Origin of the sequence: Larkinella bovis (assembly GCF_042655385.1) — a bacterium.
Taxonomy (GTDB): Bacteria; Bacteroidota; Bacteroidia; order Cytophagales; family Spirosomataceae; genus Larkinella; species Larkinella bovis.
Window position 1 is genome coordinate 432,524 of record NZ_JBHSMA010000003.1, and the last position, 24,319, is coordinate 456,842.

13 protein-coding genes are annotated in these 24,319 nt (G+C 53.1%); 12 read left to right on the forward strand and 1 reads right to left on the reverse strand.

The window, feature by feature from the left end; genetic code table 11:
* The first annotated feature begins 76 nt into the window (after positions 1 to 76).
* The 9 genes from ACFPMF_RS13000 (at position 77) to ACFPMF_RS13040 (ending at position 17,250) form a co-directional block, all read left to right on the forward strand.
* Positions 77 to 1,324 carry an efflux RND transporter periplasmic adaptor subunit gene (locus ACFPMF_RS13000; RefSeq protein ID WP_379845447.1) on the forward strand — a complete coding sequence of 416 codons (1,248 nt, stop codon included), beginning with the start codon at positions 77 to 79 and terminating at the stop codon, positions 1,322 to 1,324.
* 111 nt (positions 1,325 to 1,435) lie between these two features.
* A complete protein-coding gene (locus ACFPMF_RS13005; protein WP_379845449.1) occupies positions 1,436 to 2,113 on the forward strand; it encodes an ABC transporter ATP-binding protein in 678 nt (225 codons plus the stop codon).
* Between the two features lie 98 nt (positions 2,114 to 2,211).
* Positions 2,212 to 2,409 carry a hypothetical protein gene (locus ACFPMF_RS13010; RefSeq protein WP_379845451.1) on the forward strand — a complete coding sequence of 66 codons (198 nt, stop codon included), beginning with the start codon at positions 2,212 to 2,214 and terminating at the stop codon, positions 2,407 to 2,409.
* A 27-nt stretch (positions 2,410 to 2,436) separates the two neighbouring features.
* Complete coding sequence (locus tag ACFPMF_RS13015; RefSeq protein ID WP_379845453.1) at positions 2,437 to 4,857, forward strand: ABC transporter permease; 2,421 nt, start codon at positions 2,437 to 2,439, stop codon at positions 4,855 to 4,857.
* Positions 4,858 to 4,932: 75 nt separating this feature from the next.
* Entirely contained in the window at positions 4,933 to 7,305 is a 2,373-nt protein-coding gene (locus ACFPMF_RS13020; protein ID WP_379845455.1) for an ABC transporter permease, read from the forward strand.
* A 45-nt stretch (positions 7,306 to 7,350) separates the two neighbouring features.
* Positions 7,351 to 9,831 carry an ABC transporter permease gene (locus ACFPMF_RS13025; RefSeq protein ID WP_379845457.1) on the forward strand — a complete coding sequence of 827 codons (2,481 nt, stop codon included), beginning with the start codon at positions 7,351 to 7,353 and terminating at the stop codon, positions 9,829 to 9,831.
* A 45-nt stretch (positions 9,832 to 9,876) separates the two neighbouring features.
* Positions 9,877 to 12,294 (forward strand): ABC transporter permease, encoded by a 2,418-nt coding sequence (locus ACFPMF_RS13030; RefSeq protein ID WP_379845460.1) that lies wholly within the window; start codon positions 9,877 to 9,879, stop codon positions 12,292 to 12,294.
* A gap of 94 nt (positions 12,295 to 12,388) precedes the next feature.
* Positions 12,389 to 14,797, forward strand: a complete 2,409-nt coding sequence (locus ACFPMF_RS13035; protein WP_379845462.1) for an ABC transporter permease — start codon at positions 12,389 to 12,391, stop codon at positions 14,795 to 14,797.
* A 44-nt stretch (positions 14,798 to 14,841) separates the two neighbouring features.
* Positions 14,842 to 17,250, forward strand: a complete 2,409-nt coding sequence (locus tag ACFPMF_RS13040; protein WP_379845464.1) for an ABC transporter permease — start codon at positions 14,842 to 14,844, stop codon at positions 17,248 to 17,250.
* A gap of 7 nt (positions 17,251 to 17,257) precedes the next feature.
* On the opposite strand, the gene ACFPMF_RS13045 is transcribed toward ACFPMF_RS13040, so the two are convergent.
* Positions 17,258 to 17,860, reverse strand: coding sequence for a transposase (locus ACFPMF_RS13045; RefSeq protein ID WP_379845466.1), 603 nt, complete (start codon positions 17,858 to 17,860; stop codon positions 17,258 to 17,260).
* 239 nt (positions 17,861 to 18,099) lie between these two features.
* On the opposite strand from ACFPMF_RS13045, the gene fdhA reads away from it, so the two are divergent.
* The 3 genes from fdhA (at position 18,100) to ACFPMF_RS13060 (ending at position 24,291) form a co-directional block, all read left to right on the forward strand.
* A complete protein-coding gene (gene fdhA, locus ACFPMF_RS13050) occupies positions 18,100 to 19,290 on the forward strand; it encodes a formaldehyde dehydrogenase, glutathione-independent (RefSeq protein ID WP_379845468.1) in 1,191 nt (396 codons plus the stop codon).
* Positions 19,291 to 19,477: 187 nt separating this feature from the next.
* Complete coding sequence (locus tag ACFPMF_RS13055) at positions 19,478 to 21,853, forward strand: ABC transporter permease (protein WP_379845471.1); 2,376 nt, start codon at positions 19,478 to 19,480, stop codon at positions 21,851 to 21,853.
* Positions 21,854 to 21,864: 11 nt separating this feature from the next.
* Positions 21,865 to 24,291, forward strand: a complete 2,427-nt coding sequence (locus ACFPMF_RS13060; protein WP_379845474.1) for an ABC transporter permease — start codon at positions 21,865 to 21,867, stop codon at positions 24,289 to 24,291.
* Positions 24,292 to 24,319: the final 28 nt, after the last annotated feature.

Below are 24,319 nucleotides of genomic sequence, written 5' to 3' on the forward strand. Positions count from 1 at the left end.
ATTAGATGGACAGCGGGATAACCGGCACAAAACGTTATTCTTTTTTGAAGTATTCTATCAATCAACAATTAAAGGAATGGATCGCGTATTACCTAAACGATTTTGGACAAACCAGCGGATTGCCATGGCAGTCGGAGGGGTCGCCGTCGTAGGATTGCTGGTTTACAATTTTATATGGGCCGATCACCGTTCAAAATTGAACGTCGAAAAAGATAAAATCACCATTTCAACCGTATCAACGGGGACGTTTGACGATTTCATTGTCGTAACCGGGGTAGTGCAGCCGCTGAAAACCATCCGGCTCGATGCCATCGCCGGGGGGTATGTAACCGAGAAACTGGTCGAAGGCGGGGCGATGGTGAAGCAGGGTGAAGTGTTGCTTCGGCTGGAAAACCAGAACCTGCGGCTGAACTTCCTGCAATCGGAAACGGAGGCAAACCGACTGGTCAACGATCTGCAGAATACCCGGCAACGGTTGCGGGTTGAGCGTTATACCCTGCAAAAATCACTTTCTGACCTGGACTTTCAGGTTGACAAGGCGAAAGACGCTTTTGAGCGCCAGGCGAAATTATACAAAGACAAGGCGATTCCGGAGCAGGATTACCTGACCGCCAAACGGGATTACGACCGGGTAATCGAGCAACGGAAGATCGAAGTGGAGTCGCAGAAGTACCAGCAGGATAATGCCCTGATTCAGATCAAGCAGTTGGAAGAAACGCTGGCCCGAACGCAGAAAAACGTGGCGCTCTGGCAGCAAACGCTGAACAACCTCGTGGTGAAAGCGCCGGTTTCGGGCCAGTTGTCGTCGATGGATGTGGAAGTGGGTTCCAACATCAACCAGGGGCAGAACATTGGTCAGATTGACGACCTGAACGGTTTCAAGATGCGCGTTGGGATCGACGAACACTACAACAGCCGGATTTTTGCCGGTCTGAAAGGAACCTTCGAATATAACGGTGCCAACCACGAGTTGCAGATTACGCGGGTTTATCCGGAAGTGCGGAACGGCCGGTTTGAAGTGGATATGATTTTTACGAAGGGCGCTCCATCGGGTATCAAACGCGGGCAATCGACGCCGATTCAGCTGGAACTGGGCAAAGCCTCGAAAGCCACGCTGCTGCCGGTAGGCGGTTTCTTCTCCGATACGGGCGGCAACTGGGTGTACGTAATCGACAAAACCGGTAACCGGGCCGTGAAGCGGAACATCACGCTGGGCCGCAAAAATCCCGAATATTTCGAAGTGCTGACGGGCCTGGAACCGGGCGATCAGGTGATTACCTCGTCGTACGAAAACTTTGGCGATAACGAAATCTTGGAATTTTAAGCTGATGTTCCCGGATTGATTCTGTGAAATAGTTTTTAAAAATAGTATCACCCGGTCAATCAGGGGTAATCAGAGAATACCAGAGTAAAAATCAGAAACTAGTCAGACAATATGATACGTACCGTAAACCTACAAAAAGTATTCACGACTGAAGAAGTCGAAACCACCGCCTTACACGGCATTTCCATGGATGTCAAGGATGGCGAATTCGTCGCCATGATGGGGCCGTCGGGCTGCGGCAAATCCACGTTGCTGAATATTCTCGGCCTTTTGGACAATCCCTCGGAAGGCGAATACCACTTCTACGGTACGGAGGTATCGAAGATGTCGGAACGCCAGCGGGCGCAACTGCGCAAAGGATCGATCGGTTTTGTGTTCCAGAGCTTCAACCTCATCGACGAACTGACGGTTTATGAAAACGTCGAACTGCCGCTGCTGTACCTGAAAACACCCGCCGACGAGCGTAAAAAAGCCGTGGAGGAAGTGCTCGAACGGATGAACATCATGCACCGGCGCAACCACTTTCCGCAGCAACTCTCGGGGGGGCAGCAGCAACGGACGGCAATCGCCCGGGCCGTAGTGGCCAAACCCAAGATGATTCTGGCCGATGAACCGACCGGTAACCTCGACTCGACCAATGGCGAGGAAGTAATGAAATTGCTGAATCAGTTGAACACGGAAGGCACAACGATCATCATGGTGACGCACTCACCCTACGATGCCGGTTTTGCCCACCGGATTGTCAACCTGTTCGACGGCAAGATTGTGACGGAGAATTTCCATATTTAATCATCAGAACGGGGATTTCGCCGGTGAAAGGATTAACAAAAAGATGGCGGTAGCGCAGGTAATCCTTTCATTCGTGTAATCCCCGTTCGACCTTTTCCATGAAAAAGCTGATCGTACTTCTCCTACTGGTTTGTGTCGGACACCTGTCGGTTTCGGCGATGGGCCATCCGCACAACCTGTTTTCGGCGCACCAGAAGGTAAAACAATACGCGCCGAAGGTCAGGGATCCCCGGCGATCAGCGTGCTGTCAACCCAAACGGACGCTGATCGAATACGTCCGGGCGTTGGCGAGCTAGTCCGTATTCATCTTTATCGCTAATTTCATGCTGCTCAATTACGTCAAAATTGCGCTACGGAACCTGTGGAAACACAAAACGTTTGCGCTGGTCAACGTTATTGGCATGTCGGTAGCTTTTGCGAGCTGCCTTTTGCTGTTTATGACCGCCTGGACCCAACTCTCGTTTGACGATTTCCACGTCAACCGCGATCAGTTGTATATGCTCTACGAACAATCGGGGCCGGTGGAAAAGTCGTCGACCATGCCATCGCCGTTGGCGCCGGCACTCCGGAAGGAGTTAACGGCGGATATTGAGCACATTACACGGGTGGCTAGCGGGGGCGGTCTGGTGCAGTACCAGAATCAGGAGTTCGAAAAGGACGTCCAGTTTGTCGATCCCGACTTCTTCGCCATGTTCTCCTTTCCGATGCAGAAAGGCAATCCGGCCACGGCGCTGAACAGCCTGAATAACGTGGTGGTCAGTGAAAAAACCGCTCAGGCCCTGTTTGGCCACACCGATCCAATGGGCCAAACCGTGTTACTCCGCCTGAACGAAACCTGGAAACCGTTCGTGGTGTCGGCCGTGCTGGCGGATGCCCCGGAGAACTCCAGTCTTAAATTTGATATGCTGGCCCGGTTTGAAGTCAATCCGGAGTACCAGACGAACAAAGATACGTGGACGAATCAGTACCATACGGTTTACCTGCAAACCCGCAAAAACAGCACGGAAGCGGCCCTTGAACAGCGGCTACGGCCTTTCGTCGCCAAATACTTTGCGAATTCGATCAAGAACCGCAAACGGGATGGCGGGCAACCTGATGAAAACGGCGACCTGACTAGTTTACGGTTGCTGTCGTTCCGCGATCTGCATTTCGATACCGAAATTGGCGGGGGCAACAGTTCGCCCGTCAAACGGTCGTACCCGATTTTGTTGCTGGTGGTGGCCGGTTTTATCGTCCTGATTGCCTGCATCAATTTCATCAACCTCTCCACTGCCCGATCCATGACGCGTTCCCGCGAGGTCGGGATGCGGAAAGTACTCGGGGCTCTGAAGCAGCAACTGGTGTTTCAGTTCTGGGGAGAAGCGTTTATCCTGTGCCTGATTGCGCTGGGGCTGGGTAGTCTGTTGGCCCTGTCCATGCTGAGCCAGTTTAACGCCATTTTCCGCAGCAAAACATCCTTCGGTGATTTGTTTACGCCCGGGATGACGCTCACCATGCTGGCGGTTTTTCTGCTTATTACGTTCGTTGCGGGCGGTTATCCGGCTTTGTTTGTTTCCCGGCTGGGTACAATTCAGGTCCTGAAAGGCAAGGTTTCGCTGGGCAAAACCGGTACGGTACGGAACGCGCTGCTCATTGTGCAGTTTGCGATTGCCACGTTTTTGATGGGCTGCACGATGATTGCCTGGCAACAGGTTTCCTTTCTGCGGAACATGCCGCTGGGCTACAACGAAAGCCAGGTGATTAGTATTCCCGTGGGCGACCGGGTCAACGGTCGGCAGGCGCTGAGTTTGTTTCGGGATAAATTGGTTCAGCAGCCTAACGTGCTGAGTGTTACGGGTGCTTACAAAAACTTTGGTCGTGGGCTGGACGGTTCGACCTACACCTCGATTGTCGGTTTTGATCACAAAAGCCGTACGGTTCGGTCGCACTGGCAGCCGGTTGATTACGATTACCTGAAAACCCTCGATATCAAGCTCCTGGCCGGACGCGATTTTTCCCGGCAGTACGCCACCGATACGCTGACCAGTCTGATCATTAACGAGACGATGGCGAAACAACTGGGCGAGAAAAACCCGGTCGGAACCCTGCTGAACGTGAATGATGGCGAACCGCCGATGCAGGTCATTGGGGTTGTCAAAGATTATCACCACGAATCGCTGAAGAAAACGATCCAGCCCAATAGCCTGCTGATCAGCCATGACTGGCCGATTCTGTATATTCTGGTCAAAGTTGCCCCGGACAACATGCCGGCCACGATGGCTACGCTGAAAAAAGCCTGGGAAGAAGTCGCGCCGAAATCGGAGTTTCACGGCAGCTTCCTGGATGAAAATACCGACCGGCAATACCAGGCGGAAGAGCGGATGTCGAAGATGTTCATCAGTGCCGCCAGCATCGCCATCCTGCTTTCGTGCATGGGCCTGTTCGCCATTGCGGTGATGGTAATGGCGCAACGGACCAAGGAAATTGGTGTTCGGAAAGTGCTGGGTGCCAGCGTGGGCAGCATTGTTGCGCTGCTTTCGCAGGATTTTCTGAAGCTGGTGCTGGTGGCCATCGCTCTGGCGACGCCGGTTGCCTGGTGGATGATGTCGCAATGGCTGGAAGAATACGCTTTCAAGATCACGATTGAATGGTGGATTTTCGCCCTGGCGGGTTTGCTGGCGGTTTTGATCGCTTTTGTGACGGTTAGTTTTCAAAGTATCAAAACCGCCCTGATGAATCCCGTGCGCTCGCTGCGCTCGGAATAATCTAAGAATTATGAGGTAAGAGGTATGAATGGCAGCGCAACTCATACCTCTTACCTCTTAACTCATACCTGGTAAATGATTCGCAATTACTTCAAAACCGCCTGGCGCGGTCTGCTCAACAATAAAGGGTACTCCGTTATCAACATTGGAGGGCTGGCGATGGCGCTCGGAATTGGAATCCTGCTGCTTTGGTGGGTCAAGGATGAACTGAGCTTCGACCGGTTTCACCAGCATAGCGACCAGATTTACCGCGTCAATGGGGGCCTGGGGTCGGGTGAATCGGAGCAGTTTTATGGTCATATTGTAGCTCCAGTGGCTGCGTATGCCCGGCAGCAGATGCCGAATGTGGCCGATGCCGTCCGGATTGCGGATAATTACGATATGTCGCCTTTCAAGGTGAACGACAAAACTCTGGTCGAAGAAAAAGCCGCTTACGTTGATCCGAACTTTTTCACCTTTTTTGATTTCGAATGGGTGACCGGCAACCGGAAACAGCCGTTCCCCGATCTGCAATCGGTGGTGCTGACGGAGTCGGCGGCTGTTAAATACTTCGGGCAGACCAACGTGGTCGGGAAGGTGCTCTATTCCGTACCGAAGAAACAGAATTACGTGGTCAGCGGTATTCTTCGCGATTTTCCGGATAACTCCAGTATCAAGAGTAATATGCTCTTTCCGCTGGAAATTGTCGCCAAAAATTACCAGCCGAATGATTACTGGCAATCGATGGATTCGGACTGGGGCAACTGGTATGCCAAAACGTTTTTTCGCATCGACCCCCGGGCCGATTTAACCAAAATTGCGAAAACCCTGACCGATGTTCACCACGCCCGGAATAAATACGATCAATCGACCATTTACCGGCTTCAACCCCTGCATGATATTCACCTCTACCGCCCGGACGGTACGCCCGGCGCGATGCAGGAGGTGAAAATGATGGGCATCGTCGCGCTGGTTCTGCTGGCGATCGGTTGTATCAATTACGTGAACCTGGCCACGGCGCGGGCTACGCAGCGGGCCAAAGAAGTCAGCGTGCGGAAAGTGGTCGGGGCCGGGCGCGAGCACCTGATCGGACAGTTTCTGGCCGAATCGCTCCTGATCTTTGTTATTGCGCTGGTGCTGGCGATCGGTTTAATCAAAGGGGTGGAATCCACCTACCAGGAACTGACGGGCAAAACCCAGCCCTTTTCGCTGGCCGACCCGCAGGTCTGGCTCGTGTTGGTCGGTGCCCTCCTGTTTACCCTGATCGTTGCAGGCCTTTACCCGGCGCTGGTGCTGTCGTCGTTTGAACCGTTAAAAATTCTGCGCGGTAAGCTGACGACGGGCGGGCGAGGGGTAACCTTCCGGCAAACACTGGTCATTGCCCAGTTTGCATTTTCAACGGCTTTGATTGTGGGGACCTTTATCATCGGCAACCAGCTGCGGTTTATGCGCGAGCAAAACCTGGGCTATGACCGCGAAAATACCTTCGCTTTCTGGCTGACGGAGGAAATGTCGAAGCACTACGATGCTATAAAAGCCGAACTGTCGCGGGAACCGGGCATCCGCCATGTAACTGCTTCCGACGGCAACCTGATGAGTCTCGGGAACTCGACCGGCGATACCGACTGGGAGGGCAAGCCTAAAGACCGTATGTTTATTATAACGCGGATGCGGGTCGAGAAAGATTTTATCCCCTCGTTCGGGCTGAAACTGGCCTACGGCGAAAACTTTACGGGGTCCGTAGCGGACTCGATGCACGTTATCCTAAACGAAACGGCGGTCAAAAAGGCGGGCATCAACAACCCGATTGGCAAATGGTTTACGCTGGGCCAAACGAAAGGCATCATTATCGGCGTCGTAAAGGACTTCCATTTTGCTTCCCTGCGCCAGAAAGTAGAGCCGGCGGTTTTTTACTACCGCACCAGCACCAACTTTAGCCGCATTTACATCAAAACAACGGGTCGGGATGCGCCCCAGGCGATTGCAGCCGCCGAAAAACGTTGGAAACAGTACAGTCCGGATTATCCGTTCGAATACCAGTTTATGGACGTGCAGTACAACGAAATGTACAAATCCGAACAGCGAACGGGGCAGCTGTTCCGCTTTTTTGCGGGAATTGCCATCCTGGTTTCGTGCCTGGGGTTGTTTGGTCTGGCAACATTCACGGCCCAGCAACGGACGAAGGAAATCGGAATCCGGAAAGTATTGGGCGCATCGGTGACGGGAATCGTCGCGTTGTTGTCGCAGGATTTTCTGAAACTGGTGCTGATCAGCATTCTGATTGCTATCCCGGTGGCCTGGTGGACGATGAGCGAGTGGCTGAAAGAATTTGCGTATAAAATTGAGCTGGAATGGTGGGTATTTGCACTGGCCGGTTTGCTGGCCATCGTCATTGCACTGCTGACGGTTTCCTTCCAGTCGGTTCGGGCCGCGCTCATGAATCCGGTGAAGAGTTTAAAAACGGAGTAAGGTTGCAGGCCGGTGGCCTGCACCTACTTCCAACCCCATACGATGATGCTGACGAACTATTTGAAAATTGCCGTTCGGAATCTGCTGAGAAGTAAGTCGTTCTCGGCGATCAATATTCTCGGCTTATCGGTCGGGATGACCTGCTGCCTGCTGTTGCTGCTGTATATCCGCAGTGAGTTATCGTTTGATAAACACCAGGAACACGCGGATAAGCTGTATCTGGTCGGGCAGGAGCTGATCATTGGCGGAAAAGACATGGGACCCGGTAACGAACAAAGCAGCAGTGCTTCGGCCCCTTTTGCGTATGCCCTGAAGTCGGAATTTCCGGAGATTGAACAGGCAACCCGGCTCTACGTCAATATCTTCGACGAAAAAGCCCTGTTGCAGGTTCGGCAGGATGGCAAAGCGGTGAAGTCGTTTTACGAAACCGGGGGCTATCAGGTCGATTCAACGTTTTTTGAACTGTTTTCGTACCAGTTTATCGAAGGCAATCCCCGCACAGCCTTAACCGATCGGAATGCCGTGGTGTTGTCGGAAGGCGTGGCGCAGAAACTTTTCGGCAACGCGCCAGCCCTGAACCGGTTGGTCCGGATCAACGGAAGCACCGGCAACGGCGAAGATTTTAAAGTGACTGGCGTTTACCGCGACGAAACCGCCCGCTCCCACATTGATGCCCGGTTTTTGGTGCCTATGGGTGCGGGTTGGGTGGGCAGTTACCTGCGGGAAGCGACACTTGATTTCTGCTGCAACAACCTGTTCAGTACCTACCTGAAATTACGGCCCGGAGCCGATGTAAAGGCGCTGGAAGCGAAACTGCCTGCGTTCATGGAAAAATACGCGCGGGGCGATTTGAAAGCAGCCGGTTTTGACAAGAAACTCTTTTTGGTGGCGGTGCCGGACCTGCACCTCTACAGTGCGTTCAAGCGCACCATTACACCCACCAATTCCCGTACCTACCTCTACATGCTGGGTTCTATTGCGGTTTTTACACTCTTGATCGCCTGCATCAATTTCATGAATCTCTCCACGGCCCGCTCGGCCAAACGGGCGGCTGAGGTCGGCATCCGGAAGGTGATGGGGGCCGAACGGGGTTCACTGATCGGGCAGTTTCTGGGCGAATCGCTGGTGTTGTCGTTGCTGGCACTGGGCATTGCGCTGGGGCTGGTTGCGTTGCTGCTGCCGGTCTTCAATGCGGTTGCCAGCAAATCACTGACGGTTTCTGAACTGTTTGAACCGCAAATTGCCCTGACATTTCTGGGGCTGGCTTTGCTGACGGGTTTGGTTGCGGGCAGCTACCCGGCTTTTTTCCTGTCGCTGTTCAACCCGGTTCAGGTGCTGAAGGGCGGGGCCACGAGCGGTACGGTTTCCAACGGGTTGTCGGCGGTAGTGCTGCGCCGGGGGCTGGTTGTTTTTCAGTTTGTCATTTCGATCGGACTGATTCTGGCCACGTTTGTCATTCAGGAGCAGATGCGGTTTGTGCAGAATAAGTCGCTGGGGTTCACGCAGGATCAGCAAATTGTCATTCCGTTGCGGAATAGCGAAGCGCGGACGGTTTATGCGCCCTTCCGCGAGGAAATTCTCCGCAATAATCAGGTGGTGTCTGCCGCTGGAACGCAATATTACCCCGGCATCAGCAATCCCACCGATTTTGGCTTGTATTTACCCGAACAAGGGGTGGGAAGAAGCCACAATACCAAAACCAACTGGGTGGATTTTGATTATCTCCAGACGATGGGGTTTGAACTCAAAACCGGGCGGCTGTTTTCGCGGCAGTTTCCGGGCGATACCAACAACCGGCTTATTGTCAATGAAGCAATGTTGCGGAAATTCGAGATTCCGCTGCAAAAAGCGGTGGGGCAACGGTTGAATTTTGACTGGCAGGGCCAAACCCATCAGTACGAAATTGTGGGCGTTCTGAAGGATTTCCATTTTGAGAATCTGCACCAGGCCATCGAACCCTACGCCTTTCTGCTCAGTAGCCGACCGAATTACAACTACATGATCGTTCACGTCAATACCGACGAGATGACGAATGTGATCGGTTTTCTGGAACAGAAGTGGAAAAGCCTGCGCCCCGACGATCCGTTTGAGTACACGTTCCTGAACGAAGATTTTCAGAAGAACTACCAGGCCGAAGCCCGCACTTCGCAGCTGGTCTCCTACTTCACGGCCATATCCATCCTGATTTCGTGTCTGGGCCTGTTCGGGCTGGCGGCCTTTGCGGCCCAGCAGCGGACGAAAGAAATTGGCGTGCGGAAAGTGCTGGGGGCGTCGGTAACCAATATTGTTCTGATGCTTTCCAACGATTTCCTGAAACTGGTTCTGCTGGCGATCCTGATCGCGTCGCCGATTGCGTGGTGGGTCATGAATCAGTGGTTGCAGGATTTCGCCTATAAAATTTCCATTCCGTGGTGGATTTTCGCCGTGTCAGGCGGTTTAGCCTTGCTGATCGCTTTTGTGACGGTTAGTTTTCAAAGCATCAAAGCCGCGTTGATGAATCCGGTAAAAAGTTTAAAAACGGAGTAGGGTGAAGCGAAGAGGCTCAACCTTTATTCCTTTACTACTTCTCCAATGGTACGCAATTATCTGAAAATCGCCTGGCGGAATCTGGTTAAACACCCGACCACCACGAGCATTCACCTGATCGGGTTGACGCTCGGGCTGACCACCTGCCTGCTCATTCTGCTGTTCATCCGGAACGAATGGGGCTATGATCGAGGTCTGAAACTGGGCGACCGGATGTACCGCGTCAACCTCATTCGGACGACGGGCGCGGAGGTTGAAAAATCAGGCATTACGCCCTATCCGCTGGCCCCCGCAATGCGAACCGACTTCGCCGACTGGCAAAAAATAACCCGTATTCATGCCGACCGCGATATGTCCGTGATGGTGTCGCCCCAGAAAATTCTGAAGGAAGATAACGTCGTTTTTGCGGAACCCGACTTTCTCGACCTGTTTGAATTTGAGATGCTGGAAGGCAACGGGAAACAGATTCTCGCCGAACCCAATCAGGTGATTCTGACGCAGAAAACCGCCCAAAAATATTTCGGCTCGGCTTCGCCCATCGGCAAAACCCTGCGCCTGAACAACACGTTGAAGGTTCAGGTAGCCGGTGTGATGCGCGATGCGCCCGTACAAACCAATTTTCCGGTCACGATGCTGGTGTCTTTTCTGTCGATGAAGAACTACTTTGTGTTCGGCATCGATCAGTGGGGACTTCGTTCCGGCGGTAGTGTGTATGCGGTTTTACCCGAAGGCAAATCGCCGGACGATTACGCGGCCCGACTTCGGCAGGCCGAGAAAAAATACTTCTCCACCCGCGACGGCGAAACCAGCACGTTCGTACTGCAATCCTTGCACGATATTCACTTCAATCCTGAGTATGAAGGCACCATCCTGGCTCCGGCCATCTCCCCGACGTATCTCTACGTGTTCGGAGCCGTTGGTTTGTTCGTGCTGCTGATTGCCTGCGTTAATTTCATCAACATGTCGACCGCCCGGGCCATGACGCGGGCGAAGGAAGTGGGCGTTCGGAAGGTGATCGGGGCTACACAGGGGCAGTTGGTCTGGCAGTTTCTGAGCGAAGCTCTGTGGCTGACGGGCCTTTCGGCGCTGCTGTCGTTGCTGCTGACGCAGGGCATGTTACCGGTCGTCAACGATTTTATGCAGAAACAAATCGCCGTGGAGTGGATGCAAACCGGCAGCCTTCTGGTGGTTCTGGCGGTGTTTACGGCCTTATTGGCAGGGCTGTATCCGGCTTTTTTCCTGTCGCGTTTCCGGCCCATTCGCGCGCTGAAAACCGCATCGGAACCGGGCCGCGTTCGGTCGGGCCGTGTCTGGTTGCGGCAGGGTCTGGTCGTTTTTCAGTTTTCCATCTCCCTGATTCTGGCGGTGGGTGTTCTGATTATTTACCGGCAAATGAATTATTTCCGGCAGAAAGACCTCGGTTTCAGCCGCGAAGCCCTCGTTACGATCGGTATTCCGGATTCGAAGAAAATGGCGGTTTTGGGGCAGTCGCTGCGGCAGGTTCCGGGGGTCGAACAGCTTTCGTTTGCGCTGGGCGCACCGACTTCACCCAACAATTTCGGGACCGATATGCGGCCCGATCCCGCCAACCCGGCCAAAAAAATATCGATTTCGCTGAAGCTGGGCGACGCCGACTACCTGAAAACGTACGGTTTGAAACTGCTTGCGGGGCGGTTTCTCGAACACCACGATACGCTGGCCATTTCCGGTACTATTCCGGAAGAAAAGCGCCGGTATGCTTTTGTCATCAACGAAAATACCGTGAAGGCGTTGGGGTATGCCAAACCGGAGCAGGCGCTGGGCCGCCGGATTCGCGTTGGGATCAATGACATCGACGCTGAAATCATCGGGGTTGTCAAGGACTTTCACACCAGTTCACTCCACAAACCGATCGAACCGATGGTGTTCATGAACCTGCCGCAGTTTTATTATTCCGTGGGCATCAAGTTGCGGACGAGCCATTACGCGGCTACCCTGGCGGCTCTCGAAAAAAACTGGAAAGCCATTTACCCGGACGGCTTGTTCGAAGCCAAATTTCTCGACGAAAGCTTGCAGGAACTCTACGAAGACGAGCAGCGGCAGTTTTCGCTCCTGCGCGTGTTTGCCGGTGTTGCGCTGGTCATCTGCTGCCTGGGTTTGTGGGGGCTGGCTACCTTCACCATCGAACGACGGACGAAGGAAATCGGGGTGCGGAAAGTGCTGGGGGCATCGGTGACGGGTATTGTGGCGCTGATTTCCAGGGATTTTCTGAAGCTGGTCTTGCTGGCGCTGCTCCTTGCCACACCGGTTGCCTGGTATGCGATGGATCGCTGGCTGAACGAATTCAGTTACCGCATCGATGTAGAGTGGTGGGTGTTTGCGCTGGTGGGAGCCGCAGCGGTTTTAATTGCTTTCCTGACGGTTTCGTTCCAGAGTATCAAGGCCGCCCTGATGAATCCGGTTACCTCACTGCGTTCGGAATGATGAGTTAAGAGTGATGAATTATGAGTGATGAATGATGACAGAGTGCCCGGCGGCTGGCTGACGTATAATTCATCACGCTTGACTAAAAAAGGTTATGCTAAAAAACTACTGGAAAATAACCGTTCGGGCGCTGTTCAAAAACAAGGTTTACAGCCTGACCAACATCGTGGGCCTTAGCGTGGGGCTGGCAACCTGTGGTCTGATTGCACTGTACATTTTCAACGAATGGCGGGTGGACCGGTTTCACGAAAAGGGGCATCGTATTTACCGGGTGGTAACCAATACCGTCACCAAAGGCGAAACCGAACGGGCAGCCAATACCGTTGGGCGGCCGCTGACGCAAGCCATCCGGCAGGAGGTTCCTGACGTTGAAGCGGTGGTACCGATTCATTGGGCGAACTTCCCGATCAAACATAACAACCGGTATTTCTACGACCGGGAGTTGTATGTGGGGGAGGATTTCCTGACCACGTTTACGTTTCCGCTGCTCGAAGGGGACCCGAAAACCGCCCTGCGCGAACCGTATACCTTAGTGTTGACAGAGAGCACGGCCCGGAAGTATTTCGGCGACGGCCCGGCACTTGGTAAAACCTTGATGCTGAGCGACACCCTTCCGTTTAAAGTCACGGGCGTTCTGGCCGAACCGCAGCCTTCCCACCTTTCCTTTCAGCTACTGCTGTCGATGCCGACATTCTATGCGGTTGGCAATACGTCCGAAGGGCAATGGTTTACCTGGGATGAATTCTGTTATGTGTTGCTTCCCGAAAAGGCCAATCGGGCCGTAGCTGAACAGAAAATTTCGGCCCTGCCGATGAAATACAATGCGGAAGAATACCGCAATAATGGTATTTATATAACGCAATCGCTGGAAGCCATGCCCTCGATTTACCTCCATTCGACCGGGATTCCGGACCCGGGTGGGGCTAATCGCGCAACCGGTAGTGCGAAACAGCTGCAATGGCTGGGGGCAATCGGTTTATTTCTCCTGTTGCTGGCGATCATCAACTTCGTGAACCTGACCACGGCCCATCAGGGCGAACGGGCGAAAGAGGTGGGGGTTCGAAAAGCCATTGGAGCGGGCTATATGGCCTTGGTGTTTCAATTTCTCGGCGAGTCGATCCTGCTGGCGTTTCTGGCCGGAGTGCTGGCGGTGGTCCTGCTGCTGGGGACCTTACCCATTCTGAATGAATTTACGGGAAAGACCATTCCGCTGTCTATGCTGATCCAACCCGGTACGGTTTTGATCGGCGTCGGTTTTTTATTTTTGACGGGCCTGCTGGCGGGCTGGTATCCGGCCTTACTGCTGGCGCGTTTCCGTCCGGTCGATACCATGAAGGGACAGGTTGTCACGACCAAAGGGGCTGGATTGCGTCGCGGACTGGTGGTTTTTCAATTCGGTATCTCGCTGGTCCTCATTATCAGTACACTGGTAGTAGTCCGGCAATTGCGGTTTATGCAAAGCCAGAGCCTGGGATTTAATAAAGAACGGGTGCTGACGGTGGAATTGCGCAAATTGCCACGGCTGGATTTTATTCAGAACTACGAAAGCCTGAAGCAGCAGGTGGCGGCTCTGCCCAGTGTCAAGTCCGTATCGGGGGTATCGGCCTTGCCGGGGCGCGATGGCTGGAACGGCCAGATCGTTTATCCTGAAGGTCGTCCGCGTGAGCAACCCCTGTCGATGGAAGTGATCCCGGTTGATCATGATTATGTCAAAACGCTGGGGCTGACGATTCGCAGCGGGCGCGACTATTCCAAACGCTTTTCGACGGATGCGGGGCACGGTGTGCTGCTCAACGAAGCCGCCTGCCAAGCGATTGGCTGGAAACCCGACGAAGCGATTGGCAAACGGATCCAGTCGGCGGGACTCGACGATGGTCGGGTGGTGGGTGTTATAGCCGACTTTCACCAGCACGGTTTACAGCAAAAAATAAAACCGGTTCTGACGTTTATCACACCGGCTTATACGTACCGGTATTTATCGCTCCGGCTGGGCGCAGGCGACATACGCACGTCCGTTGCGGAGGTTGAACGGTTCTGGCAAAAGCGGTTTCCCGGCTATGATTTCGACTATTATTTTCTGGATGAAGATTTTAACCGGCAATACAAAACCGAGCAACAACTGTCGGCTCTGTTTGGCGTGTTTGCCGGATTAGCCATTTTCATCGCTTGCTTGGGTTTGTTCGCGCTAACCAAGTTCACCGCCGAAAAGCGGACCAAAGAGATTGGCGTCCGAAAAGTGCTGGGTGCCAGCGTGGGCAGCATTGTTGCACTGCTTTCCAAAGATTTTCTGAAACTAGTGATCCTTTCCATCCTGATCGCATCGCCGGTGGCGTGGTATGTAATGACTGGCTGGCTACAGGATTTTGCCTACAAAATTGACCTGGGTTGGTCGGTATTTGCCATTGCAGGGCTCGGTGCGGTGGTGATGGCCTTTATCACGGTCAGTTTTCAAAGCATCAAAGCCGCGTTGATGAATCCGGTGCGCTCACTGCGTTCGGAGTGAAAAATTCTACATTCTTAACTCCTACCTCTTCATTCCCAAGCAATATGCTACGAAATTACGTCAAAATCGCCTTTCGGAATCTGTGGAGAAATAAGGTTTTTTCCGGGATCAATGTGTTTGGACTGGCCGTCGGGCTGGCGTCCTGCCTGTTGCTGTTTCTGTATATTTCGCACGAGTTGAGCTACGATGCCTTTCACCGGAATGCCGATCGGACGGTGCGGGTGGTGATGGAATACAGCATGGAAGGCGTCGTCAACCGGGTGCAGCAAACCGGAACGAAGGTGGCACCGGAGTTTGGGCGGCAGTTTCCGGAAGTGGAAGCTGGCGTTCGGCTGGAAAACCGTCAGTCGGTCGTTAGCTACGCCGATCGGCAGTTCAACGAAAAGCGGGTTGTTTACGCCGATTCGGCTTTGTTTGCGGTTTTTTCGTTTCAGTTAAAGCAGGGAAATCCCAAAACCGCCCTGGCGGGTCCCAATTTGGTGGTATTGTCGGAATCGTCAGCAAAGAAGTATTTCGGTAACGAAAATCCCGTTGGAAAAACCGTACGGATCAACGCCGGTGGGGGCAACAAGGAATACGCTATAACCGGTGTGGTGCAGGATTGTCCGACCAATTCCCAAATCAAATACGATTTGCTGGCGTCCTTTAGCAGTCTTTCGGCGTCGAAAACGGAACAGTGGTTTACGGCCAATTACGCCACCTATTTGTTACTGCGAACACCGGAGTCGATCACCAATTTACAAGCCAAGATTCCGGGTTTTATGAGAACCCAGTTCAGTGCCGAAGAAATGACGGGGAGCAACTACCTGACGTATTTGCTGGAACCGTTGCGGAAAGTCCACCTGTATTCGGAGGTCGAAGGCAATTTCGAACCCAATGGCGACCTGGTTTACCTCTACATTTTTGGGTCGGTGGCACTCCTGATTCTGGTCATTGCCTGTGTCAATTACATCAACCTGGCAACCTCGCGGGCGGTGGAACGGGCGCAGGAAGTGGGCGTTCGGAAAGTGATGGGCGCCCAGCGTGCGCAGTTGTTCGGGCAATTCATTGGTGAATCGCTCATCGTCACGTTTACCGCTTTGGGGCTGGGCCTGTTGCTGGTTTACCTGAGTCTGCCGTTTTTCAATGAACTATCAGACCGGTCTTTCTCCTTTGACGCCCTGCTGACATCCCGGAATCTGTTGCTGCTACTCGGTATCAGTCTGGTCGTGAGCTTTGTTGCGGGTGGTTATCCGGCCTTGGTGCTGGCCCGGTTTGAGCCGGTTCGCGTGTTGAAAGGTCACCTGAAAACCGCCGGAGCCGGGCAGTTCCGTCGGACGCTGATTGTGTTCCAGTTTGCCATTACGGCCTTTTTGATTGTCTGTACGCTCCTGGTTCGTAATCAGTTGGCTTATATTCAGGAGAAAAAGCTGGGCTACGACAAAGAGCATGTGCTGGTGTTGCCCGCCGATCGGCAGGTGAACGAGAAGATCCGGACGCTGAAATCCGAATTCAAACGGAACGCGAATGTCCGGCAGGTAGCCCGGGCGTACGAATCACCGGTTTTTATCAACGGCGGCTACTCCATGCGCCGGTCGGATCAGGCCGAAGAAAAATACAAATCGGTGACGGCTTTGCCGGTCGATGACGATTTCGTCAAAACGCTGGGGCTGCGGATTGTGGCGGGTCGCGATTTGACGCCCAACGATCTGGAACGGGCCACGGTTCCCGGCCGCGACAGCCTGCTCCATTTCCATTTCATCCTGAACGAGTCGGCGGTGAAGGAAATGGGGTGGCTATCGCCCCAGGAAGCGATTGGTAAAAAAATGGATATGGGGGAGGGGCGTTCGGGTGAAGTGGGCACGGTGGTTGAAGACTTCCATTTTGCGTCCATGAAACAGAAAATCAGTCCGTTAGTGCTGTTTCCGGAAGAGGGTGGAAATGTTCTTTTTGTGAAACTATCGGGCAATCAGTTGCCCACAACCCTTCAATTTCTGGAAGAAAAGTGGAAGACCCTTGTGCCCTCACGGCCGTTTGAGTACGAGTTTCTGGATGAAGAATTCACCAAACTGTATTCCGCCGAAACCCGTACGGGAAAAATCTTTACGGTTTTTGCGGCTTTGTCCATTCTGCTAGCCTGTCTGGGACTGTTTGGTTTGTCGGCGTATACAACCGCGCAACGCACGAAAGAAATCGGGATTCGCAAGGTGCTGGGCGCGTCGGTGTCCACCATCGTATTGTTGCTGGCGAAGGACTTCCTGAAGCTGGTGCTGATTGCCATTGTGCTGGCGTCACCGCTGGCGTGGTGGGCCATGAACCGGTGGTTGCAGGATTTTGCCTACCGCATCGATGTGGCGTGGTGGGTGTTTGTAGTCGCCGGCGTTCTTGCCCTTGGCATCGCCTTCCTGACGGTTTCGTTCCAGAGCATCAGAGCCGCTGTGATGAATCCGGTGAAAAGTTTGCGGAATGAGTAACAGCAGTTCAGCTATAAAACCGGTCTTCGCTCCACTGTAACGGATTATTAAGAATATACGCCTGAATCCGCAAAAAGGAATCATCCGTTCGGACGATGTGATCATGGAAACGGGATTGCCAGGCGAAATGATCCGTAAAGACGCGATTAATCGCGTCTTTACATTGGCGGATTTCAAACGTCGTCCGGCCTTTGTACCACCGGATGATTCGGGACAGATTTTCGTGTAGCATCGGATTTTTGCCGCCCGTTATACCGCCGATGGGATGATCCGAACTGGCGCCCGGATTCGCCTGGGCAGAGACAGAGACGCGATGAATCGCGTCTGTACTGGGGTTGTTATTGATGTAGAGCAATCCGTGCATGTGATTGGGCATGATGACGAATGCATCCAGAATAACATAGGGAAACTGGTCGGGAATTCGCTGCCAAATTTCAGCCGCGATCATTCCGGCCGCATTTAACTGCATTTCGCCATTCTGCACTTTACCAAAAAAGGGATGCCGGTCGTGCGTGCAGATCGTCACAAAATAAGCCCCATTCGTTCCATAATCCCACGATTGCAGCCGAGCCGATGGGATTCTATATTTATGTTTGTACAAGTTATTCATATTTCCCAAACGTAGAGATGCGATTCATCGCGTCTCTTCATCCATAATAATTTCATTGATTGAAGTGTGATTGTGGAGACGCGGTTGTGGAGACGCGATTGTACAGACGCGGTTGTGGAGACGCGATGAATCGCATCTCTACGCAATTGATAATAAAATTGGATAATCATAGTATTTATTGGTATTATCTTGTAAATAGGGTCATTGTTTATTTCAATAATCCTAAACCTGATAACCGTATGTGTCAAAACCACGGCGTTGCGTACATCAAACCCGGTTTGGTGGAAGTCCAATCCATCGAATACCCGAAACTGGCGCTCGGCGATCGTCAGTGCCACCACGGCGTCATTTTGCAAATCGTTTCCACCAACATCTGCGGCAGCGATCAGCATATGGTGCGGGGGCGAACCACGGCTCCGGCCGGTCTGGTGCTGGGCCACGAAATCACCGGACTGGTGATCGAAGCCGGACGCGATGTGGAATTTATCAAAGCGGGTGACCTGGTGTCGGTGCCGTTCAATATTGCCTGTGGCCGCTGCCGGAACTGCAAAGCCGGACAAACCGGTATCTGCCTGAATGTCAATCCGGCCCGGCCCGGCGCGGCTTATGGCTACGTCGATATGGGCGGCTGGGTCGGTGGGCAGGCCGAATACGTGATGGTGCCGTATGCCGATTTTAACCTGCTGAAATTCCCGGACAAAGACCAGGCGATAGCCAAAATCCGGGACCTGACGCTTCTCTCCGATATTTTCCCGACGGGCTACCACGGTGCGGTTTCGGCGGGCGTAGGGCCGGGGTCTATTGTCTACGTGGCTGGCGCTGGACCCGTCGGGCTGGCCTGCGCGGCTTCCTGTCATTTGCTGGGGGCCGCCGTCGTTATTGTCGGCGATATGATTCCGGAGCGGCTGGAACAGGCCAAAAGCTTTGGCTGTGAAATTGTCGATTTGCGGAAAGATACGCCCCTGGCGGATCAGATTGCGGCCATTGTTGGCGTGCCGGAAGTTGATTGCGCCGTCGATTGTGTCGGTTTCGAAGCCCGCGGCCACGGTTCGGAAGCCGGGGTGGAACACCCGGCTACGGTTCTGAATGCGATCATGAGTGTTACCCGGGCCGGGGGGGCGCTGGGCATTCCGGGACTCTACGTAACGGGCGATCCCGGTGCAAAAGACGACGCGGCCAAGGAAGGAAGTCTGAGCATTCGGATCGGTTTAGGCTGGGCCAAATCGCACTCGTTCTACACGGGCCAGTGTCCGGTGATGAAATACCACCGGCAGTTGATGAACGCCATTCTGTACGACAAAATCCAGATTGCCAAAGCCGTGAATGTGGAAGTGATCAGCCTGGACAAAGCACCCCAGGGCTACCAGGATTTTGATAAAGGTGCCGCCAAGAAATTCGTAATCGATCCACACGGCATGATTCCGAATTAAGGCGTTTCTGCGGTTATTTGAACCGCCGTGAATAACCTGTCCGTAAATGTACGCAAGACGTCCGTTTACGGACATTTTATTTTATTTTATTTGTGTATAAAATTGATATACAATGAGTTAAAAATCTGGTATGTCGTTTGGTCGGGCTACTCTGTTACGTGCCTTTGTACCCTGATCGAGCCGATATATGCTGCGGACTTACTTCAAAATAGCGTTCCGGAACCTTGCTAAAAATAAGGTTTTCTCGCTGATCAACATTCTGGGGCTGGCGGTTGGGATGGCCGTTGCGATGATGATCGGGCTATGGATCTACGACGAGTTGTCCTTCAACAAATTCCACCGGAATTACGACCGGTTGGCGCAGTTGTACATCAACCAGACGTTCAACGGAACAACGGGCACCGGCCGGGCGGTTTCTATCCCATCGGCCACCGAAATCAAAACCAAATACGCGCCCAATTTCAAATACGCGTCCCTGGCGTCCTGGAATTTCGGGCATTTGCTGGTGGCTGGGGAAAAGAAGATCAGTAAAGAAGGCATGTTTGTCGAGCCGGTCTTTCCGAATATGCTTTCGCTGCACATGCTCCGCGGAAATTCGACCACGGCCCTGAACGAACCGCGCTCCATTGTGCTGTGCGAATCGCTGGCGAAGGCGCTCTTCGGTGAGGCCGATGCCCTGAACAAAACCGTTAAAATCGACGGCAAAAATAACCTCAGAGTAACGGGCGTTTTTGAAGATTTGCCCTTCAACTCCGATTTCTACGCAGTTAAATTCTACCTGCCCTGGAGCGATTACGTCGCCGATCAGGACTGGGTGAAACAATCACAGCAACAGTGGAGCAATCACTCCTTTCAGGCGTTTGTCCAGATCGCCGACCACGTGACGATGGAAGGAGTATCGGCTAAAATCCGGGATGTCGAGAAAAAACACACGTCGGCCAGCGAAAATCCCGAGTACTTCCTGCATCCGATGAGCCGCTGGCATTTGTATTCGGATTTTAAAAACGGTAAAAATAGTGGCGGAGGGATTCAGTTCGTCTGGTTATTCAGCATCATCGGCGTGTTTGTGCTGCTGCTGGCCTGCATCAATTTCATGAATCTCTCGACGGCCCGCTCCGAAAAACGGGCCAAGGAGGTTGGCATTCGTAAAGCTGTCGGATCCCAACGGCGGCAGTTGATCAGCCAGTTCCTGAGTGAGTCGATGCTGGTGGTGTTCTTCGCCCTGTTTCTGGCCCTTCTGCTGGTTTTGTTGTCACTCCCTACCTTTAATGAACTGGCGGGCAAGGAAGTGCGTCTGCCGTATGAGCACCCGGTTTTTTGGGGCCTGCTTCTTTCGTTTTCGTTGCTAACCGGTTTTTTGTCAGGCAGCTACCCGGCCTTTTACCTTTCGTCGTTCAATCCGCTGAAAGTGCTCAAAGGAACCTTCAAGGTAGGCCGCTGGGCGTCGCTGCCCCGCAAGGTGCTGGTGGTAGTGCAGTTTACGGTTTCCATTACACTTATTATTGGGACGATCATTGTTTTCCGGCAAATCCAGCACGCTAAAAACCGCCCCGTTGGCTATAACCGGGAGAGCCTGCTTCAGATTTCCATCAGCAGCACGATGGACGGTAAATACAATGCGCTGCGGGATGACCTGCTGAAATCGGGGGCGGTTTTTGAAATGAGCCAATCGTCGAGCCCCACCACCGGCGTCTGGTCGAACCAGATCGGTTTTGAGTGGGAAGGGAAAGATCCGCAATCGATTCCGTTGTTTGGCGTGGTAGCCTGCTCGCACGATTTTGGCAAAACCATTAGCTGGCAACTCAAGGAAGGCCGCGACTTTTCCCGCGATTATTCCACCGACAGCTCCGCGTTTATTCTGAACGAAGCCGCCGTCAAACTGACGGGTCTGAAAAACATCGTTGGGAAATACATTCGCTACAACAACAAACCGTGTCAGGTGGTGGGCGTGGTCAAAGACATGGTGATGGAGTCGCCGTATACGCCCATCAAACCAACCATTTTCATGGTGAATTACGGCTGGAGCAGTGTATTCAATGTCAAGTTGATGCCGAATAGGCCCGTTGAAGACGCTCTGAAAAAAGTGGAAGCGGTTTTCAAAAAATACGATCCCGACAGTCCGTTCGACTTCCTGTTTGCCGATGCTGAATACGATGCCAAATTCCGGACCGAAGAACGGGTCGGGAAACTGGCCCGGATTTTCGCTACGCTGGCCATTTTCATCAGTTGCCTGGGGCTGTTCGGGCTGGCGTCGTTCGTGGCCGAGCAACGCATTAAGGAAATTGGCGTCCGGAAAGTGCTGGGGGCGTCGGTGTTTAGTCTGTGGGGGCTGCTTTCGAAAGATTTCGTGCGGCTGGTTCTGATTTCGTTCCTGATTGCATCGCCGATTGCCTGGTATTTCCTGAGTGACTGGCTGTTGCAATACGAATACCGAACCGATATTTCCTGGTGGATCTTTGGCGCAGCCGGTTTGGGGGCGGCCCTGATTACGCTGGCAACCGTGAGTTTTCAGGCCATCAAAGCCGCCTTGATGAATCCGGTAAAATCCTTACGATCCGAATAACAACAACCACGATGCTACGAAACTACGTTAAAATTGCCTGGCGGAATTTGATGAAGAACAAGCTGTTCTCCTTCATCAACATTTTTGGTTTAGCCGTCGGGTTAACCTGCTGCCTGCTCATTGCCGCGTTTGTGGTGGATGAACTAAGTTATGATCGGTATCCGGCCAAATCCGCGCAGATGTACCGCGTTGGACTTCACTTAACCACCAACGGCGCCATAACTGACTTCCCGAACGTCGATGTGGCCGTCGGTCAGGGCATAAAAAATGCGTTTCCCGAAGTGGAATCCTCTACCCGGCTTTTCCGGTGGAGCCAGGCCTTTATCCGGTATAAAGAAACGCTGATCAAGGAAAAATCGATTGCCCTGGTCGATTCCAACTTCCTGGAAATATTCTCCATTCCGTTTCTGGAAGGTGACGCAAAAACCGCCTTGAAAGAACCGAATTCCGTGGTGATCACGAAAGAATTTGCCGACCGGTATTTTGGAAATGAGCCGGCTTTCGGCAAAACGTTGCGGTTTGGGCGTGGAGAAGAAAGCCGTAAGGTAACGGGCGTTATTGCCGGTGTGCCCAAAAACACGCACTTCCATTTTAACGTCTTTCTGAGTACCGCGGATTCAAAACATGCTCAGGGACAGACCTGGAGCAATGTCGGCTGTTTTACGTATCTGGTGCTCAAAAAAGGTGCGGATCCGCAGAAACTGGAAGCCAAATTGCCGCAGCTCGTGGCCGAACACGTGGTTCCGGAAGTGCAGCGCGACATGGGCATCAGTCTGGCCGAAGCCCGGAAATCCGTCGATACCTTCCGGTTTTTTCTGCAACCGCTGACGGACATTCACCTGCACTCCGCCACGAAGTACGAACTGGAGCCCAACGGTAACATCAACTACGTCTACATCTTCAGCGTTCTGGCGGTTTTTATCCTGCTGCTGGCCATTGTCAATTTTACCAACCTCGCCACGGCGGGGGCGGCCAAACGGTCCAAAGAAATCGGAATCCGGAAAGTCATGGGGTCGATCAAGGCCCAGCTCATGGGGCAATTTCTGCTGGAATCCGTCCTGATTTCGTTCCTGGCGCTGCTGCTTTCCGTGGGTTTTATGGCCCTGCTGTTGCCTTTCTTTAATGAACTGGCCGGAAAGCAAATCGAACTGGCTACCTTGTTGAACGCCCAAAGCCTCAGCGGTTTTCTGATTTTTGGCGTATTCGTCGGGGTTCTGGCGGGAATTTATCCGGCTTTTTTCCTGGCTTTTTACAGAATAACCGCCGTCCTGAAAGGCGGTTCGGTGCTGCAAACATCCCGGCGGGGCGGTTTGCGCAGCGGGTTGGTGGTGTTTCAATTCGCCATTTCCGGGGCGTTGATCATTGCCACCATCGTGTCGTACCAGCAGTTGAAATTCATGCAGAATAAAACGCAGGGCTTTGATAAAGAGCAGGTGCTGGTGATTCACGATACCTACCTGTTGGGGACGAACGAAACCGCTTTTAAAGACCAGTTGCGGCAGGATAACCGGGTGGTTCAGGCGAGTCTTTCGCGGAGCGTTCCGCTCGGCAACGAAAACATGGAAGGCACGCAGATTTACGGCAAAGACCCGGTGAAGAAAGAAAATACCAACGAGATTCAAGCCACGGTGTACCGCATCGACGATAGCTACCTGCCCACGCTGGGCATTCAGTTGCGACAGGGCCGAAATTTCTCCCGGGAGTTTTCCACCGATTCGGCGGCTGTGATCATCAACGAGGCCGTGGTCCGGGATCTGGGCTGGGGGCAAAGCAATCCAATTGGCAAAACCATTGTTCGGTCCGGGCGTCACGAATTTACGGTGATCGGCGTGGTGAAGGATTTTCATTATGCCTCGGCCCGGCAAAAAATTGCCCCACTGATGATGATTCTCGGTGGCAACTCCGGCGCTATTCAGGTGAAAGTAAAAGCGGATGATGTCGCAACGGTGGTGTCGGCTTTCAAAGCAAAATGGGAAGCGTTGAACCCGCCCGCACCGTTTACCTACACGTTTCTGGATGATCGGTTTGCGACTTTGTACGAAGCGGAACAGAAAACCGGTCGGCTCTTTACGGTTTTTGCCGGTATTTCGATTGTCATCGCCTGCCTGGGGTTGTTTGGGCTGGTGACGTTTACCGCCGAGCAGCGCACCAAGGAAATCGGTGTGCGGAAGGTGATGGGCGCCACCTCATCCAGCATCGTTATGTTGCTCTCGAAAGATTTTCTGAAACTGGTTTTCATGGCCGTTCTGATCGCTTTTCCGGTTGCGGGCTGGACCATGAACCGCTGGCTGGAAGATTTTGCTTACCGCATCGAGATTGCCTGGTGGGTATACGCTCTGGCGGCTTTGCTGGCGGTCGGTATTGCCCTGCTCACGGTTTCGTTCCAGTCGGTCAAAGCGTCGTTGATGAATCCGGTGAAGAGTTTAAAAAGTGAATAATGAATGAAGAGTTGCGGGAACTAACCGC

What these genes read in the sequence shown, in the direction of transcription:
- ACFPMF_RS13000 (WP_379845447.1), top strand. Translation starts at nt 77, where the DNA reads ATGGATCGCGTATTACCTAAACGATTTTGGACAAACCAGCGGATTGCC.
- ACFPMF_RS13005 (WP_379845449.1), top strand. Translation starts at nt 1,436, where the DNA reads ATGATACGTACCGTAAACCTACAAAAAGTATTCACGACTGAAGAAGTC.
- ACFPMF_RS13010 (WP_379845451.1), top strand. Translation starts at nt 2,212, where the DNA reads ATGAAAAAGCTGATCGTACTTCTCCTACTGGTTTGTGTCGGACACCTG.
- ACFPMF_RS13015 (WP_379845453.1), top strand. Translation starts at nt 2,437, where the DNA reads ATGCTGCTCAATTACGTCAAAATTGCGCTACGGAACCTGTGGAAACAC.
- ACFPMF_RS13020 (WP_379845455.1), top strand. Translation starts at nt 4,933, where the DNA reads ATGATTCGCAATTACTTCAAAACCGCCTGGCGCGGTCTGCTCAACAAT.
- ACFPMF_RS13025 (WP_379845457.1), top strand. Translation starts at nt 7,351, where the DNA reads ATGCTGACGAACTATTTGAAAATTGCCGTTCGGAATCTGCTGAGAAGT.
- ACFPMF_RS13030 (WP_379845460.1), top strand. Translation starts at nt 9,877, where the DNA reads ATGGTACGCAATTATCTGAAAATCGCCTGGCGGAATCTGGTTAAACAC.
- ACFPMF_RS13035 (WP_379845462.1), top strand. Translation starts at nt 12,389, where the DNA reads ATGCTAAAAAACTACTGGAAAATAACCGTTCGGGCGCTGTTCAAAAAC.
- ACFPMF_RS13040 (WP_379845464.1), top strand. Translation starts at nt 14,842, where the DNA reads ATGCTACGAAATTACGTCAAAATCGCCTTTCGGAATCTGTGGAGAAAT.
- ACFPMF_RS13045 (WP_379845466.1), bottom strand. Translation starts at nt 17,860, where the DNA reads ATGAATAACTTGTACAAACATAAATATAGAATCCCATCGGCTCGGCTG.
- fdhA (WP_379845468.1), top strand. Translation starts at nt 18,100, where the DNA reads ATGTGTCAAAACCACGGCGTTGCGTACATCAAACCCGGTTTGGTGGAA.
- ACFPMF_RS13055 (WP_379845471.1), top strand. Translation starts at nt 19,478, where the DNA reads ATGCTGCGGACTTACTTCAAAATAGCGTTCCGGAACCTTGCTAAAAAT.
- ACFPMF_RS13060 (WP_379845474.1), top strand. Translation starts at nt 21,865, where the DNA reads ATGCTACGAAACTACGTTAAAATTGCCTGGCGGAATTTGATGAAGAAC.